The following is a 12,225-nucleotide window of genomic DNA, read 5'->3' on the forward strand; positions in this document are numbered from 1 at the left end:
AGATATGATGAAAGAGGGTGCTTTCAGGATGTTTACACAGGCGAATTTATTTTTACTATTATTGCTGGCCATCGCATTGGTAGCCAAAAATCAGTCATTGCTTTTTGCCGTCGGCTTTCTCATTGTGATAAAAGCTGTCGGTCTTGATCAGAAACTATTTCCGGTTATTCAGTCAAAAGGCATCAACTGGGGGGTCACCGTCATTACAATCGCCGTTTTAGTGCCGATTGCCACAGGTGATATCGGTTTTAAACAGCTCGGAGAAGCGATGAAATCATATTATGCGTGGATCGCTCTCGGTGCCGGGATCGCGGTTGCCTTAATCGCCAAAAACGGTCTCACCTTATTGGAAAACGACCCTCATATTACAACGGCGCTGGTCATCGGCACGATACTTGCCGTCGCGCTTTTCGGAGGCGTCGCCGTCGGCCCGTTAATCGGCGCCGGAATCGCCTACTTGGCCATGCAAATCGTTAAAATATTCACTTCGTAAAGTAAAAAAGCGGCGTAAAGCTGCTTTTTTTGTGGAGAAAATAAGAGTTTGCACTTGCGCATTTTGTAGTTCAGACAAATGCCATTTACATTATTCCGATGAATGAAGCGGCTTATCATGTAACAAAGAACTTCGGATTGACGGCGCACATGGAGCGAAAACAGCGATAGTAGATTAAAAGCTGATGGGATTTATGGGCCTGCCTGATACCAAAGCAAAACTTGAAGTGTTGTTAAAATAAGCGGAGACCCTTTCCTTCAATTTGAAAGTTTGTTAAATTTATAATGAGAATGAAAAAACACAATTCGGTTGGTAGTCCGGATGCATGATTTAAAATGTCAGTAACCTTCCCCTCCTCGGGATGTCCATCATTCTTCAGTAAATTTAGGAGGAGGGAATCGTTATGAAATTAACGGTTTACTACGATGGTCAGTTTTGGGTAGGAGTCATTGAAGTTGTGAATGACGGGAAATTAAGAGCAATTCGTCATTTGTTTGGACAAGAGCCAAAGGATTCAGAAATAATGCATTTTGTTAATAATCAACTTTTACAGACTCTCTCCCACACTGAACAAGAAGGGGTTTGTGTTAAAGCAAAATCTAAGAAATTAAACCCAAAAAGATTGCAGCGACAAGCTTCTAAAGAAATGAAAAATATCGGGATATCAACTAAGGCACAAAAAGCGATAAAACAGGAGCTTGAAGCAAGAAAAGAAAAGAAAAAACAACTGAATAGAAAACAAAGAGAAAAAATAAAGGAACAAAAATATTTAATCAGAAAACAAAAAGCAAAAGAAAAGCATAGGGGCAAATAGTTGGAGAACCCTATAAAGCCCTCCGATTGAAAAGTTGAGCGGCATCAGTTTGTTTCTTCGGAATGATTTAGAGAAAAAGAAGTATAAGTCAGAGCCCTTCTCGAGATGAGGAGGGTTTTTCTTCCATTTATTTAAAATCACTTACATCAGTAAATGAGTCAGTTTCAATTGATGAACGGTTTGATGAGGATATTTACAGCTGAGTACAAAAGCGAAAATCTTGTCTTAGCTGAAGTAATAATAACCTCTCTCTTTTATGAAGGGAGAAGACTTTTCGAAGTTATTAGATATTCAAGATGTAATAAAAAATAAAGGAATGCAAATGTTAAAGTGAAGGGAGATGATTACTATGAAAAAAATAATTGTATTGGTGATCTTATGTTTTTCGTTAAGCTCTATCACAGTGGCTGCTGCTAAACAAGAACACGGCCAGAACCCAAAAGTTTCTCAGGAGCTATTTGGTGTTTTTATGCATGAGCTTTTCTGTAAAAATATATTAGACAGTGCCCGTGAATTCTATAAGGATGACACACTCTCTGTTACCACTAAAGGAGGCGTTAAATTATCCGAAGAAAAAGAAGGCAGGTATATAGTGAAGTTCATAATTATCCCTCATTCAAAGCTTCTGGGTAAAAAAGGCAAGATTTCAGGAACCGATACATTGACTTTCAGAGTAGACCCCTTCCTTTTGGGTTCTGGTTCAAGGGACAGAAATTCAGCAGTTACATTCCTGCATTTAAAGCATAACAACTCCACAAGGCAAAATTGATAAAACAGGATACTCTACATAGGATGTCCTCTTTTGGTAAAAAGGTTCCTGTCTATCACGAATAAACAGAGCAGATGCGAATTTACGGGCCGAGTACGAAAGCGAAACTGAAATCATTATTGAAATGAAAAAATCCCCCGTTTTGGGGGATTACTTTTTCTTCTCTTCTAATAGTTGAATAATTCTTTGATTAGCCTGTTTTTGCGCTCTCAACAACGAAACAATATTCCCTGTGAAACCAATCAAAATGACAAGCAGAAAAATTATAATCCACACAAGGCCATACCCCCTAAGGTGTTATTACCGTCCTGAAAGTCGATTCACTTGTATTGTTTAGACCTTCATACATTGTACTTGTCTTGTATGGGGTTGGAAATAGGACAATTTGATAGTTTTCTTTATCTTCAACTTTCGGCATGTCAATTTCATATATATTTGTGGCATTCTCTTTAACACTGGTAAATGAAACAGGTTTCCCATTAACTGAGCTTTGTTCTGTCCCTGATAAGGCAACTAAGGCATAATCAAGATTCGTATCATGCGAATTAAAAATTTGCAAGTATGTTTTTTGGTTGCTTTTTGATTTGAATAGGATTCTATTTCCGGTTTGTTTTGACGTTAAAAATACTTGTTCGCCCGTTAATTCATCAGTTGTTTTTTGGGGTTTTAGGTCTTCTTTTTCATCCCGGCTTTTCCTGATGTAACGGAGAGTAAAGTTTTCCTGTAAACCTGATGCTATATCAAGGTTAGTGCTTTCTTGTTTGTAATCAGGCTCAGGAATAATAATGAAACTTAACTCGCTGAAATTAGAAGGCGGCTCAAATTCCAGCTTGATTTTTTTTACCGAATCTTTATCCATTTTGAATGTATAAGATTTTTTGTACCCTCCGTTATCTGCTTTGAAAGGAATTGTCTTGAAGTCTGAGAGGATAACCAATCCATATTTTCTTTTGTCATTAAAATAATGACTAAACGATAATACTTTTTTGTATCCCTTCCCATTTTTCTTTCCAATATCCAAAGAGTCTAAAATTTGCCCGTCCTCTTCATATAAACCGTATGAAACGGTGTCAGTGCCGGGGCCGGTCACATCTTCTTGTTCATCATTGTACTTTTCATCGTTTGTAACTGCAGAAGTCTGTTTGTTTTGATCTTTATTAAAAAAGTAAAGGGATGCGGCAACTGCCAAGATTACGAAGGGAACACAAATTAAAAGAATCTTTTTCATTCTCATTTATATTTTAAAGAACGTCTTTTATGTTCCATTTTTTCTGATGTGTAACAGTTTTATATTTTTTTCTCGCGTATTTGGAGTTGCCATATGCTTTCCCTTTACATCCATATCCCCCTGTTACTGTTCCCACAGCTTCGGCCCCGGCATAGTTTGAATTACTATTTGTGTCAGTTTTGCTTTTTGAAAGCGCGCCGTTATTATAGTACAATCGTGATTTTGCCTCGATTGTATTTATTCTCATTTTTGCGCTGGCCTTTGTCAGCATGGCGTAATTGCATGCGAAAAAGTCCAGTCCCTGTCTACGCTTTTTTAAATTCCAGTTGGTCTTATAATCAGGTTTTGACGCCATTACAGTATACGGGCTTTCGGTTGCTGTCTGAAGAATAGAGCCAGAACCTTGCGAACTGTCTTCAATCGTAATCCATTCTTCATCAGTATTAGATGTAGCAGAGGCGGTGTCTTGATAAGAAAGCAATGATCCGGAAGCTAAAGTAAAGGTAGCCAGGAAAGGTAAAACAAATTTTTTCATCTCAAAATCTCCTTTTTTGTTATTTTGTTACAGTGCCGATTATACAGGTCTATATTTTTTTATGAATGGGGAAAAACATCTGTAGATTCGACAATAGAGAGAAATAGTCCGCTATAATACCGTTCTGAAAAAGTGGGTCAATAGCCTTTTTTTGAAATTGCGCGATGTCGAAAGGGAAAATTGCGCGATGTCGAAAAAAACTCCTATTAATTACATTTTATGTTAAAAGTATGCTAGAATATTATTTGAGAAAATTTAGAATATTTGTAGAAAGAGGGGTTTATTGATGAGTAAACTGGCTTCTGAATGTGTTGCAAATATATTAAATGATTGGTATATCGCGATAAAACAACAAGACGCTGAGTCTGCTGAGAGATATTTTGAAGAGATCAAACCATTGTTTGATGAAATGGAAGAGGATCAGGAAGTTTTGATGTATTATTCTTTGTTGGAGGAAAGGCACAAAATGCTTTTGTATCAGGTGAAAGGGGAGGAGCTTCCGCCCCATTCATATTTTAATGAAAACCACGCTGATGAAATAAAAAAAACAGACCATATGATTGAATATTATTTCTTTCTATTTGAAGCGTTATATGAGTCGCATAAAAGGAACTTTGAGAAAGCAATTACTTTATTCAAAATAGCAGAGAAAAAATTGAAGGATATACCCGATTGTATAGAGCGGGCTGAATTTTATTCGAAAGTGGCGTCTATGTATATGATGCTGCGGCAGAGTCTAATTTCTTTGAATTATATCAATGATGCGCTACAAATTTATAGAGAAAATGAAGGCTATAAACGAAAGCTCGCCACGTCTCTTATGATTGTTGGACAAAACTACACTGATTTAGGACTTTATGAAAAAGCGGAGGAAAGTTATTTAGAAGCAATCAGAATTTCGAGAGTTCTTCACGATTCACTTTTCACAGCTTTAATACATCATAATTTAAGTCTTACATATTCTGCAGCAAACCGCCCCCAAGACTGTATAAATGCCTTGAAAAAAGCCATCAGAAATAAAGAGTGGAGGGGCTCGGTATATTATATAAATTCCCTGTATATGTTTTTGAAAGAGCTTTATAAAATAGGGGATGTAAATAAAATGCCATATTATTATAAAAAGACAAAGGAATATTTTAAACGAAAAGAGAATAAGGTGTATGAGGCTAAAATAAATATTATTTACGGACTTCTGCAGCAGGATCAGAGGAAAAGCATTGAAACTTGTCGAGGTGGTATTTCTTACTTGTACGAAGTAAATGACCTTGATAGCGTTTTTGATCTTTCTTTGATTATTTCAGAACACTGTGAGAAGCATGGACTCTTTAAAGAGGCGCTTGAATTTTCTAAACATGCTATTTTAGCCGAGAAGAAAATGAAGCACCTGGAGGGATTATAATTGAAAAAAATTATTCTTTGTGCAGCCCTAACCTTTGTTACGTTAAGTGGTTTAGCTGTAGTCAAGATTAATCAAGCATCATCAGATGTTAAGATAACAGAGCGCCCGGTGGGTACTCTAAAATTAGCAGAGCGGCCAGTAGGCACATAAAAAAAGCCCCAGACAGGGCTTTTTTTTGCGCTCTTTCTGGCGTTCATTTGTGAATAACCCGGGTAGTGGTGCGTTGTCCTTTTAAACTCCCCTAAAACTCCCCCAATAAGAATACATGGTTTTACAAAGCGCCTGAAAGCAAGCGATTAAATTTATCAACGCAAAACCTTGATATATAGGGCTTTTAAAACATTTTTAGTTAAAAGTCTACAAATTAATCAGATTATTGTTTATAATAAGAATAGGCTTAAACTTAAATAAGCTTATAAGAATTTGTTATGTTCCTCTATAAGCATATCGGTTATGTAACCGCAATCAGTGAAATGTAAGCATTTTCTTAAAGGGGAAAGGGATTGTTTGCATGACTCATTTTAAGTAAGCCGTATGTTTTATATACTCTTTAAAGGGGAATTTTGATTGAAAAGGAGAGGTTGAATATGACAGCAACACGCGGTCTTGAAGGGGTTGTAGCAACAACATCATCTGTAAGCTCTATTATCGACGATACCCTTACATATGTAGGGTACGATATTGACGACTTGACAGAGAATGCAAGTTTTGAAGAAATCATTTATTTGCTGTGGCATCTGCGCCTGCCGAATAAAACGGAACTTGCTGAACTGAAAAAACAGCTTGCGAAAGAAGCTGCCGTTCCACAAGAAATCATTGAGCACTTCAAATCCTATCCCCTCAATAACGTACATCCAATGGCTGCGCTCCGGACGGCGATTTCATTACTCGGTCTGACTGACAGTGAAGCCGATGTCATGAATCCGGAAGCGAACTACAGAAAAGCCATCCGTCTGCAGGCGAAAGTGCCGGGCATTGTCGCCGCTTTCTCAAGAATCCGCAAAGGACTTGATCCTGTTGAACCGAAGGAAGAGTACGGAATCGCGGAGAACTTCCTTTACACCTTAAACGGTGAAGAGCCTTCTCCGATCGAAGTGGAAGCGTTTAACAAAGCGCTCATTCTTCATGCGGATCATGAGCTGAACGCATCAACATTTACGGCGAGAGTATGTGTCGCCACCTTATCCGATATTTACTCAGGCATCACTGCCGCCATCGGCGCTTTAAAAGGACCGCTTCACGGCGGAGCCAATGAAGCCGTCATGAAAATGCTGACAGAAATCGGCGAAGTGGAAAACGCCGAGCCTTATATCCGCAGCAAAATGGAGAAAAAGGAAAAAGTAATGGGCTTCGGACACCGTGTGTATAAGCATGGAGACCCGCGCGCCAAACACTTAAAAGAAATGAGCAAACGCCTGACGAATCTGACGGGTGAAAGCAAATGGTACGACATGTCAATCCGTGTCGAAGAAATCGTGACGTCGGAGAAAAAACTCCCGCCTAACGTTGATTTCTATTCCGCATCTGTATACCACAGTCTCGGCATTGATCACGATCTGTTCACGCCGATCTTTGCGGTCAGCAGAATGTCAGGATGGATCGCCCATATTCTTGAACAGTACGATAACAACCGCCTCATCCGCCCGCGCGCTGATTACACGGGTCCGGATAAGCAGACTTTTGTTCCGATTGATGAAAGAGCCTGATCAAACGGGAGGCTGGTGATTTTCATGTCGTTAGCCTCTTGTTAATCAAGCCCGGATTGGTTTACAATTTTGATAGAATCTTGAGAAAAGTCATTTTATTTTCTATACAAGAAAAATAAAATGTTTTCTAAATATGAATTACATACTGGGAGGTAATATTGTGTCACAAGGTGAAAAAATTACAGTCTCTAATGGAGTATTAAACGTACCAAATAATCCGATTATCCCGTTTATTGAAGGCGACGGCACAGGCCCTGATATTTGGAACGCCGCTTCTAAAGTATTGGAAGCCGCTGTTGAAAAAGCATATAAAGGCGAGAAAAAAATCACATGGAAAGAAGTTTATGCCGGTGAAAAGGCTTATAATAAAACAGGTGAGTGGCTTCCTGCCGAAACGCTGGAAGACATCAGAGAGTACTTCATCGCCATCAAAGGTCCTCTGACGACACCGGTCGGCGGCGGTATCCGTTCTCTGAACGTGGCGCTGAGACAGGAGCTTGATTTGTTTACGTGCCTGCGCCCTGTCAGATATTTCACGGGAGTGCCTTCCCCGGTCAAACGTCCTGAAGATACGGATATGGTCATTTTCCGCGAGAATACGGAAGATATTTACGCCGGAATTGAGTATGCGAAAGGTTCTGAAGAAGTTGAAAAGCTGATCAGCTTCCTGCAAAATGAAATGGGTGTTAACAAAATCCGTTTCCCTGAAACGTCAGGAATCGGCATCAAACCTGTTTCTGAAGAAGGCACAAGCCGCTTAGTCAGAGCTGCCATTGAGTATGCGATCGAAAACGGCCGTAAGTCTGTCACGCTTGTCCACAAAGGAAACATCATGAAGTTCACTGAAGGGGCATTTAAAAACTGGGGCTATGAGCTTGCCGAAAGAGAATACGGAGATAAAGTATTCACTTGGGCTGAATATGACCGCATTGTCGAAAAAGACGGAAAAGAAGCGGCTGATAAAGCGCAGAGCGAAGCGGAAGCGGCAGGAAAAATCATCGTCAAAGACAGCATCGCTGATATTTTCCTTCAGCAGATCTTAACCCGTCCGAGCGAATTCGACGTCGTGGCGACAATGAACTTAAACGGAGACTATATCTCTGATGCGCTTGCCGCTCAGGTAGGCGGAATCGGAATCGCGCCGGGAGCGAACATCAACTATGAAACAGGGCATGCGATTTTCGAAGCGACTCACGGAACGGCTCCTAAATATGCCGGCCTTGACAAAGTCAACCCGTCATCCGTCATCCTTTCAGGAGTGCTTCTTCTTGAACACCTGAACTGGAATGAGGCTGCTGACTTGATCATTAAATCTATGGAAAAAACGATTGCTTCAAAAGTAGTAACGTACGATTTTGCTAGATTAATGGACGGCGCAACTGAAGTGAAATGTTCAGAGTTTGGTGAAGAGCTAATTAAAAACATGGACTGAACCTAAAGCAGACTTCTAATGAAGCCAAAAAAGGAGAAGAGAATCATGGGAAAAACACGCAGTAAAGTTTCTGTTATCGGAGCAGGATTTACGGGAGCGACAACAGCCTTTCTTACAGCTCAAAAAGAGCTTGCGGACGTTGTGCTCGTTGATATTCCGCAATTAGAAAACCCGACAAAAGGAAAAGCGCTAGACATGCTCGAAGCAAGTCCGGTTCAAGGATTTGACGCGAAAATCACAGGCACGTCCAACTACGAGGACACAGCCGGTTCTGATATCGTCGTCATCACAGCCGGAATTGCGAGAAAACCGGGCATGAGCCGTGATGATCTCGTATCTACAAACGAAAAAATCATGAGAAGCGTCACACGTGAGATCGTGAAATATTCTCCTGACTGCATTATCGTTGTATTGACAAACCCTGTTGATGCGATGACATATGCGGTGTACAAAGAATCAGGCTTCCCGAAAGAACGCGTCATCGGACAATCCGGAGTGCTTGACACTGCGCGATTCAGAACATTCGTCGCTGAAGAATTAAACCTGTCTGTAAAAGATGTGACCGGTTTTGTTCTTGGCGGACACGGTGACGACATGGTTCCTCTCGTCCGTTATTCCTATGCGGGCGGCATTCCGCTTGAAACGCTTATCCCGAAAGACCGTCTTGATGCGATTGTAGAACGTACAAGAAAAGGCGGCGGGGAAATCGTCAACCTTCTCGGCAACGGAAGCGCCTACTACGCGCCCGCTGCATCACTGACTGAAATGGTAGAAGCCATTTTGAAAGATCAGCGCCGCGTGCTTCCGACCATCGCTTACTTAGAAGGCGAATACGGTCATGAAGGCATTTACTTAGGCGTACCGACGATTATCGGAGGAAACGGCCTAGAGCAAATCATCGAGCTTGAACTGACAGACTATGAAAAAGCGCAGCTGAGTAAATCAGTTGAATCTGTCAAAAACGTGATGAAAGTATTGTCATAAGAAAAAAGGGAAGGCTTCCGAATCAGAAGCCTTCCTCTTTTTACAATTAATGAAAGCGTTTTCTTTTTCCCTGAGCGATCCTTTCTCTGAAAATGATCAAAAAGGCGAATTGTCTGAACGGGCAGTATTGGATAAAATGAAATCATAAAGTGATATGCAGCACATAAAATAGAGAAAATTGGATGTCGGGGAAAATAGACAGCGGAGGGCGCAGCATGAACAAAAAAATTTTAGTTGTAGATGATGAACAATCTATCGTTACTCTTTTACAGTATAATCTGGAACGGTCCGGCTATGATGTCATTACCGCATCAGACGGTGAAGAGGCTCTGGAGCTGGCAGAGAATGAAAATCCGGATTTAATCGTACTGGATGTCATGCTGCCGAAAGTGGACGGAATCGACGTCTGTAAACAGCTCAGACAGCAGAAAATGATGGTTCCGATCTTGATGCTGACAGCAAAAGATGAGGAGTTTGATAAAGTGCTGGGACTGGAGCTCGGAGCGGATGATTACATGACAAAGCCGTTCAGTCCGCGGGAAGTCACTGCGCGGGTGAAAGCCATTTTAAGAAGGGCTGACATTTCTTCGCTGTCTCAAGGCAGAGAAGAGGAAAAGGACGGGCAGATCCTCATCGGCGAGCTGAAAATTCTTCCGGAGCATTACGAAGCGTACTTTAAGTCAGAACAGCTGGAATTGACACCTAAAGAATTTGAACTGCTTCTGTATTTGGGAAAACATAAGGGAAGAGTGCTGACGAGAGATCTTCTGCTGAGCGCGGTCTGGAACTATGATTTTGCCGGGGATACCCGGATTGTTGACGTTCATATCAGTCATCTGCGCGACAAAATCGAATCAAATACCAAAAAACCCATCTATATTAAAACAATCAGAGGTTTGGGGTATAAACTGGAGGAGCCAAAAATGAATGAATAAAGTCCGTGTGCGTCTGTTCGCTTTACTCGTTGTATGTATCATATTGGTTTTCAGTGTTCTCGGCCTTTTTTTACAGCAGCTTATTTCTTCATCCGCTGAAGAAAGAACGGCGGATCAGCTGAAAAAGGAATCGGTATACATAGCGGGCCTTCTTGACACCGGCCGAATCGGCAATAAAAGCAATGAAACGGTAATCCGTGACGCCGGCCGCACCCTCGGTATAAACGTCGCCGTGCTCAACGAGAAGGGTGACGCCGTATATCATTCCGGCAGTCATGCTGATGATTCAGCCGTAAAGGAGTTCATTTCTCACAATAAAAGCGAGGAAGCCGTACAGTCGAAAAGCAAAGTCATCCGCGGCACTGCCGTAAAAAATGACGCCGGGAAAATTGCGGGGTATGTACTCGTTTCCTCTGAGATCAACGGCGGTTCAAGCGTTACCGGAGAAATGTGGGGCATGCTGGCAGCAAGTCTTTGTACCGCTTTTATCATTATCGTTTTCTTTTATACAAACATGACGTCCCGTTACAAAAAATCAATCGACGCCGCGACAAAAGTGGCGACGGAGCTGTCCAAGGGGAATTATGACGCCCGCTCCTACAGCGGTTACGCAAGGCGGTCGGACCGTCTCGGGCGTGCGATGAACAGCCTGGCGGTCGATTTAATGGAAATGACGAGAACGCAGGATATGCAGCGCGATCGTCTGTTAACCGTCATTGAAAATATCGGATCCGGTTTGATTTTAATAGACGGGAGAGGTTTTATCAATCTCGTGAACCGGTCATACACGAAGCAGTTTCATACAAAGCCTGAACGTCTGCTTCGGCGTCTTTACCATGATGCGTTTGAACATGAGGAGATCATTCGGCTTGTCGAAGACATATTTATGACGGAGACGAAAAAATGCCAGCTGCTCAGACTTCCCATCAACATTGAGCGGCGCTACTTTGAAGTTGACGGCGTTCCGATCATGGGCCCTGACGATGAATGGAAGGGCATCGTCCTCGTCTTTCACGATATGACGGAAATTAAAAAATTGGAGCAGATGAGAAAGGACTTCGTCGCCAATGTCTCCCATGAACTGAAAACACCGATCACCTCGATTAAAGGCTTTACGGAAACACTGTTAGACGGAGCGATGAAAGACGAAAAGGCGCTTTCAGACTTTCTGTCTATCATTCTGAAAGAAAGTGAGCGGCTCCAATCTCTCGTGCAGGATTTACTGGATTTATCCAAGATGGAGCAGCAAAACTTTACGATGCGCGTAGAGTCCTTTGACGCCGCAAAAATTCTGCATGAAATTGAAGCGCTTTTGCGGCATAAGGCTGAGGAAAAAGGCATCAGCTTTCAGCTCGATCTCCCGGAAGAGCCGATTTTTGTGACGGGTGATGCGCACAGGCTGAAGCAGGTGTTTTTGAATCTGGCGAACAATGCCCTGACCTACACGCCTGAAAAAGGGACGGTGGGGATTTCGGTACATGTGAAAGAAACCGTTGTCGATATCAAAGTGTCCGATACGGGAATCGGCATTCAGAAGGAAGAGATCCCGAGGATATTTGAGAGATTCTACCGCGTGGATAAAGACAGAAGCCGCAACTCGGGAGGAACCGGGCTCGGCCTCGCCATCGTGAAGCACTTAATAGAAGCCCATGAAGGTAAAATCGAGGTCACAAGCGAGCCGGGACAGGGGACTGTATTTACCGTGACGCTGAAGCGGCAGCCGGAAGCGTGACCAGCTTTACAAAGGATTAACAATTTCTTCATGACCTGTTAAACCTATCTTGTTAGGATATAACAGAACCCCTTCATCCAAGGAGCCAATTTTGACGGCGGGAACGTGTTTTCTTGTTCCCGTCCTTTTTTGCGTTTTCACGGGGTTCGCTCATTTTCCTTTCAAATTGAACTTTGTTAAAATAAGAGAAGCTGTGAG

The 12,225-nt window shown here is 41.9% G+C and carries 12 protein-coding genes; 10 read left to right on the forward strand and 2 right to left on the reverse strand.

All coding sequences use genetic code 11. The annotated features are described in order from the left end of the window. Positions 1–28: 28 nt before the first annotated feature. The 3 genes from NQS30_RS13895 to NQS30_RS13905 all read left to right on the forward strand — a co-directional run bounded on the left by NQS30_RS13895 (position 29) and on the right by NQS30_RS13905 (position 2,076). A complete protein-coding gene (locus NQS30_RS13895; RefSeq protein ID WP_003152447.1) occupies positions 29–493 on the forward strand; it encodes a DUF441 domain-containing protein in 465 nt (154 codons plus the stop codon). Positions 494–896: 403 nt separating this feature from the next. Next, positions 897–1,307 (forward strand): YjdF family protein, encoded by a 411-nt coding sequence (locus NQS30_RS13900; protein WP_015240369.1) that lies wholly within the window; start codon positions 897–899, stop codon positions 1,305–1,307. A 349-nt stretch (positions 1,308–1,656) separates the two neighbouring features. Beyond that, positions 1,657–2,076: a hypothetical protein gene (locus NQS30_RS13905; RefSeq protein WP_032871707.1), complete on the forward strand. Its 420-nt coding sequence runs from the start codon at positions 1,657–1,659 to the stop codon at positions 2,074–2,076. A gap of 289 nt (positions 2,077–2,365) precedes the next feature. On the opposite strand, the gene NQS30_RS13910 is transcribed toward NQS30_RS13905, so the two are convergent. Together NQS30_RS13910 and NQS30_RS13915 are read right to left on the reverse strand one after the other, a co-directional pair. Next, positions 2,366–3,304 (reverse strand): hypothetical protein, encoded by a 939-nt coding sequence (locus NQS30_RS13910; protein WP_218791318.1) that lies wholly within the window; start codon positions 3,302–3,304, stop codon positions 2,366–2,368. A 13-nt stretch (positions 3,305–3,317) separates the two neighbouring features. Next, positions 3,318–3,839 (reverse strand): hypothetical protein, encoded by a 522-nt coding sequence (locus NQS30_RS13915; protein WP_218791317.1) that lies wholly within the window; start codon positions 3,837–3,839, stop codon positions 3,318–3,320. 286 nt (positions 3,840–4,125) lie between these two features. Here NQS30_RS13915 and NQS30_RS13920 point away from each other — a divergent pair, with 286 nt between their 5' ends. The 7 genes from NQS30_RS13920 (at position 4,126) to pnpS (ending at position 12,027) form a co-directional block, all read left to right on the forward strand. Then, positions 4,126–5,238, forward strand: coding sequence for a response regulator aspartate phosphatase (locus tag NQS30_RS13920; RefSeq protein ID WP_025285096.1), 1,113 nt, complete (start codon positions 4,126–4,128; stop codon positions 5,236–5,238). Beyond that, a complete protein-coding gene (locus NQS30_RS13925; protein WP_164463356.1) occupies positions 5,239–5,388 on the forward strand; it encodes a PhrK family phosphatase-inhibitory pheromone in 150 nt (49 codons plus the stop codon). A 437-nt stretch (positions 5,389–5,825) separates the two neighbouring features. Next, entirely contained in the window at positions 5,826–6,944 is a 1,119-nt protein-coding gene (citZ, locus tag NQS30_RS13930; protein ID WP_007613059.1) for a citrate synthase, read from the forward strand. Between the two features lie 160 nt (positions 6,945–7,104). After that, positions 7,105–8,376, forward strand: coding sequence for an NADP-dependent isocitrate dehydrogenase (gene icd / locus NQS30_RS13935; protein WP_003152454.1), 1,272 nt, complete (start codon positions 7,105–7,107; stop codon positions 8,374–8,376). Positions 8,377–8,421: 45 nt separating this feature from the next. Continuing rightward, positions 8,422–9,360: a malate dehydrogenase gene (mdh, locus tag NQS30_RS13940; protein ID WP_003152455.1), complete on the forward strand. Its 939-nt coding sequence runs from the start codon at positions 8,422–8,424 to the stop codon at positions 9,358–9,360. A 215-nt stretch (positions 9,361–9,575) separates the two neighbouring features. Next, positions 9,576–10,295: a response regulator transcription factor gene (locus NQS30_RS13945; RefSeq protein WP_003152457.1), complete on the forward strand. Its 720-nt coding sequence runs from the start codon at positions 9,576–9,578 to the stop codon at positions 10,293–10,295. After that, positions 10,288–12,027 (forward strand): two-component system histidine kinase PnpS, encoded by a 1,740-nt coding sequence (pnpS, locus tag NQS30_RS13950; protein WP_025285095.1) that lies wholly within the window; start codon positions 10,288–10,290, stop codon positions 12,025–12,027. Before NQS30_RS13945 ends, pnpS begins: the two co-directional genes overlap by 8 nt. Positions 12,028–12,225 lie beyond the last annotated feature (198 nt).

It is taken from the genome of Bacillus sp. B1(2022), from assembly GCF_040259625.1.
GTDB lineage: Bacteria > Bacillota > Bacilli > Bacillales > Bacillaceae > Bacillus > Bacillus velezensis.

What these genes read in the sequence shown, in the direction of transcription:
- citZ (WP_007613059.1), top strand. Translation starts at nt 5,826, where the DNA reads ATGACAGCAACACGCGGTCTTGAAGGGGTTGTAGCAACAACATCATCT.
- NQS30_RS13945 (WP_003152457.1), top strand. Translation starts at nt 9,576, where the DNA reads ATGAACAAAAAAATTTTAGTTGTAGATGATGAACAATCTATCGTTACT.
- NQS30_RS13920 (WP_025285096.1), top strand. Translation starts at nt 4,126, where the DNA reads ATGAGTAAACTGGCTTCTGAATGTGTTGCAAATATATTAAATGATTGG.
- mdh (WP_003152455.1), top strand. Translation starts at nt 8,422, where the DNA reads ATGGGAAAAACACGCAGTAAAGTTTCTGTTATCGGAGCAGGATTTACG.
- NQS30_RS13900 (WP_015240369.1), top strand. Translation starts at nt 897, where the DNA reads ATGAAATTAACGGTTTACTACGATGGTCAGTTTTGGGTAGGAGTCATT.
- NQS30_RS13905 (WP_032871707.1), top strand. Translation starts at nt 1,657, where the DNA reads ATGAAAAAAATAATTGTATTGGTGATCTTATGTTTTTCGTTAAGCTCT.
- NQS30_RS13895 (WP_003152447.1), top strand. Translation starts at nt 29, where the DNA reads ATGTTTACACAGGCGAATTTATTTTTACTATTATTGCTGGCCATCGCA.
- NQS30_RS13910 (WP_218791318.1), bottom strand. Translation starts at nt 3,304, where the DNA reads ATGAAAAAGATTCTTTTAATTTGTGTTCCCTTCGTAATCTTGGCAGTT.
- pnpS (WP_025285095.1), top strand. Translation starts at nt 10,288, where the DNA reads ATGAATAAAGTCCGTGTGCGTCTGTTCGCTTTACTCGTTGTATGTATC.
- NQS30_RS13915 (WP_218791317.1), bottom strand. Translation starts at nt 3,839, where the DNA reads ATGAAAAAATTTGTTTTACCTTTCCTGGCTACCTTTACTTTAGCTTCC.